Source organism: uncultured Clostridium sp. (assembly GCF_934754925.1).
Taxonomy (GTDB): domain Bacteria; phylum Bacillota; class Clostridia; order Clostridiales; family Clostridiaceae; genus Clostridium.
The window spans coordinates 1-3,438 of sequence record NZ_CAKVJA010000090.1 but is presented as its reverse complement, the minus strand read 5'-3'; the positions used below and the strand labels follow the sequence as shown (position 1 = coordinate 3,438).

Here is a 3,438-nt window from a genome sequence, read left to right as displayed (position 1 = left end):
TGACTGATACTAATAGGTCGAGGGCTTGACCAAAATATAAAATAATTCATGTGCAATTTTGAGATAACAATCTCAAAGATCTGGTGATGATGGCGTAGAGGAAACACTCCTTCCCATTCCGAACAGGAAAGTTAAGCTCTACAGCGTCAATGGTACTGCACGGGGGACTGTGTGGGAGAGTAGAACGTTGCCAGGTAATATGCGCTATTAGCTCAGTTGGTAGAGCACCTGACTCTTAATCAGGGTGTCCCCGGTTCGAACCCGTGATGGCGCACCAAAACTCTAATTTATCTTATGATAGATTAGAGTTTTTTTATTTATAAATAATTATTTTAAATAATATCATATATTTGCTGATATTATTTTTAATTATTTATTTTTGATTTTTTAAAATATTATAATTATATAATAAATTAATTTTAATAGTAAGGCTTGTTTTAGCGTTACTTTCTTAGCTAGAGGATGTTTTTACATTATTTAATATATAAGTTAAAAAGGTAAGGCATTATTAATAGTTAAATAAACTAGCAGGATTACTTAAAAATTCTATAATAGGTATAGGAATATCAGTTGATTCTGCAAGATTGAAAAACTTTATTAGAGAATTATTAAATTTAAGCAATTAAATAATTTTATAAGAAATTACTATCTGAATTGAGCTATGAAGTATAAGAATGGTCTACATATAATAAGGAATTAAGTTAATATTAGTTCATAATTTAAATTACGAGTAAAGTTGAGTTCTTAATATCAAATGGCTTAAACTTTAAATAATAGATATCTATTTTTTATTAAAATATTTACTATATAAAAAGTATTTTATGAATAAAAAATAAAAATTAGAGAATAATAAAATTATTTTTAAAAATATGTTGACATATGTAGAATATATGTATATAATTAATACTTGTTGAGGGACAAATCAACAAAACAAATAAAAAAATGAATCTGGTGATGATGGCGTAGAGGAAACACTCCTTCCCATTCCGAACAGGAAAGTTAAGCTCTACAGCGTCAATGGTACTGCACGGGGGACTGTGTGGGAGAGTAGAACGTTGCCAGGTAAAATGGTTTACTAGCTCAGTCGGTAGAGCACTTGACTTTTAATCAAGGTGTCCGGGGTTCGATTCCCCGGTAAGCCACCAAAATCACTTCTAATATAGAAGTGATTTTTTAATAAGAACTTGCTTAGCATAATATATATATATAAAAGGAAAAGGTATTTATACCTTTTCCTTTTTTAATACTTTTATAATATCAGTTTTTATAAACTTAAAAAAATTTTTAATTGCTGTTATATCATCTTTTAGGCTAGTATCCTCTTCAGAAAAAAATCCACTCTTATAACATGACATAATAAAAAATAATAATCCAAGATTAATATATATGTCTTTTAAATCAGCTATAAATAGGTTACTTATACCAATAAAATCTAAGCTACCACCATAAAAAACTTTATCTATAAAAGAGCATAGTGCACCTGCAAATATAAATAAGAAGCACATATCTGTCCAAAAGCTTTTTCCATTTCTAAATTTAATATATCTATAAATTTCAACAAATAACATTAATGATATACCATTAATTAATATTAATAATGGAAAACTAATATTAAAATTAAATCTTGCATTTAACCAGGAACCTTGAGTATTTATTATTGGATTAAAAGATAAGAAGTTAGGTATTATTTCAAAATAGTAATGAAAAAATTTAATTTTTATAATTATTTTTATTCCTTGATCTAATAGCATTAATATTATAAATGTTGTTAATAATATTTTAGTATTTAATCCATTTGGATTTTTAGTATTACATTTATATATAATCCATCCGGTAAGGGCAAATACTAAGGTTAAGCAAAGGTTTAAAACTAATGTATATAGATCATTAACTCTACCACTAAAAACTTCAAATAAAAAATATATAAGCCACATAACTGGTAATATTCCAATTGTAAGAATTTTATCTTTATTAAAAGAATATTTCATAAGCTCCTCCTAAAGTTATAATAAGTATAGTTAGATTTTATCATATTAAATATAATAATTCACTATGTTAGCAATTTATTCAAGAAACTTGTTATAATAATAATTGGGAAGAGAATTTATTAAAGATAATATTTAATATGGAAAATAGGAGGTTATTAAGAATGTTAACGATTTTTGCAGTATCAGATTCAATAGGTGAAACAGCGGAGCAAGTGGCTGAAGCGGCAGCAAGTCAGTTTCCTGAAAATGTAGAAGTAAAAAGGGTACCTTATGTTAAGTCCTTAGAGGATGTAGAAGATTTAATGAGTGATATAAAGGAATGCGAAAGAGCAATGATTGTGTCAACAATTATTACGGTGAATGTGAGGGAATATTTAACTCAGAAATGTGTAGAAAGCAATCTATCTGTAATAAATGTTCTAGGCCCTATAATAAATATTGCGTCATCACTTTTAGACCAACAACCACAATATAATCCGGGCGCTATGTGGAAAACTGATGAAGCTTATTTTAAGAGGATTGAAGCAATGGAGTTTGCTATGCAGTATGATGATAGTAAAGATTATAGAGGGTTAAAAAATGCAGATGTAGTTTTGGTAGGGCTTTCAAGAACTTCAAAAACACCATTATGTATGTATTTAGCTAATAAGGGAATCAAAGCTATTAATATTCCTTTAGTTCCTGAAGTTGAGGTACCTAAGGAATTATATGAAATAGATAAACATAAAGTATTTGGATTAACAATAAATCCATTACAATTAATAGAAATAAGAAAAAGAAGGTTAGATAAGTTTCATAGAATTCCATCTAATATTGAATATGCAGGTGACGCTAGAATATTAGAAGAGTTTGATTTTGCAGAGAAAATAATTAGAAGATTAGGATGTAAAACTATAGATGTAACTCAAAGGGCTATAGAAGATACTGCATTAATAATAATTAAGGCATTAGGATGTGATAAGTAACTTTATGAAATTATATACAAGGTTACTTACTTGAAAAACTAAAAAATAATTAATATTAAGATAATGTATCTCTATAGTAAAATTTATATATAATTAGTAGATAAAAAAGAAATAGAAACTTTACTAAGAATAAGACCTAAGATGAAATATTCCTGGGTCTTAGTATATTTTAAAATTTATTTTATTAATAATAGAAAAATATGTTGACATACACCAGTAAAAGGTGATAAGATAAAACACGTCGCTGATGACTAACAAAAAACAAAAAAGTGTTTGACTTGTTAGACGTTAAGTGATAAGATAAATTACGTTGCTTGAGCGAAAAGGTCAAAAAACTTTTTTAAAAAAAGTTATTGACAGTAGCGAAGAGTAATGATAAGATAAGGAAGTCGCTTCGATGCGACAGAGCAAATGGTCTTTGAAAATTGAACAGAATATAGTTAAAGTAAACCAGCAATTCTTTTGAGAGTCTTAAAACAAAGACT

The 3,438-nt window shown here is 27.3% G+C and carries 2 protein-coding genes, 2 tRNA genes and 2 rRNA genes; 5 read left to right on the top strand and 1 reads right to left on the bottom strand.

The features are described 5' to 3' along the window. Positions 1–79: 79 nt before the first annotated feature. The 4 genes from rrf (Q0G30_RS13925) (at position 80) to Q0G30_RS13910 (ending at position 1,145) form a co-directional block, all read left to right on the top strand. A 5S ribosomal RNA gene (rrf, locus tag Q0G30_RS13925) occupies positions 80–196 on the top strand. Between the two features lie 5 nt (positions 197–201). Beyond that, positions 202–277, top strand: a tRNA-Lys gene (locus Q0G30_RS13920). A gap of 670 nt (positions 278–947) precedes the next feature. Beyond that, positions 948–1,064: ribosomal RNA gene (rrf, locus tag Q0G30_RS13915) — 5S ribosomal RNA — on the top strand. Positions 1,065–1,069: 5 nt separating this feature from the next. Then, a tRNA-Lys gene (locus tag Q0G30_RS13910) sits at positions 1,070–1,145 on the top strand. Between the two features lie 78 nt (positions 1,146–1,223). On the opposite strand, the gene Q0G30_RS13905 is transcribed toward Q0G30_RS13910, so the two are convergent. Then, entirely contained in the window at positions 1,224–1,988 is a 765-nt protein-coding gene (locus Q0G30_RS13905; RefSeq protein WP_294391272.1) for a signal peptidase II, read from the bottom strand. 161 nt (positions 1,989–2,149) lie between these two features. Between Q0G30_RS13905 and Q0G30_RS13900 the strand changes: the two genes are divergently transcribed. Further along, the gene (locus tag Q0G30_RS13900; protein ID WP_294391269.1) at positions 2,150–2,953 is read left to right on the top strand and encodes a pyruvate, water dikinase regulatory protein; all 804 of its coding nucleotides are present in this window, start codon (positions 2,150–2,152) and stop codon (positions 2,951–2,953) included. The last annotated feature ends 485 nt before the right edge of the window (positions 2,954–3,438 follow it).